This is a genomic window from Streptococcus sp. 4886, assembly GCF_013276485.1.
Classification (GTDB): domain Bacteria; phylum Bacillota; class Bacilli; order Lactobacillales; family Streptococcaceae; genus Streptococcus.
This window is the reverse complement of the sequence record NZ_VMLD01000025.1, coordinates 1-234: the sequence shown is the minus strand read 5'-3', so window position 1 is coordinate 234 and position 234 is coordinate 1. Positions and strand designations below refer to the sequence as shown.

The following is a 234-nucleotide window of genomic DNA, read 5'->3' as shown; positions in this document are numbered from 1 at the left end:
TACATCTACTTCGTCCGTTGATGTGTCTGGATAAGTTACGATAACTTTTCCTTTCTTCGCTCCATGTGTGCCTGTATCTGGTGTCGCATCTGGCTTCCATGCATAACTTGTTCCTGCTGGCAAGGCGTCCTTGTTACCTATGCTATCTTCCGCTTTCGGCTGTGCATTGTGTTCAACAGTTGTTTCCGTAGCGGTTGGAGTAGCTCCTGCACTTTGTGGAGTGACATTGACAAC

At 47.4% G+C, this 234-nt stretch carries 1 protein-coding gene; it reads right to left on the bottom strand.

What is annotated here, in order from left to right; all coding sequences use genetic code 11:
* Positions 1-234 (bottom strand): Rib/alpha-like domain-containing protein (locus tag HT679_RS10010; RefSeq protein WP_275689799.1); only part of this gene is annotated, 234 nt, incomplete at both ends.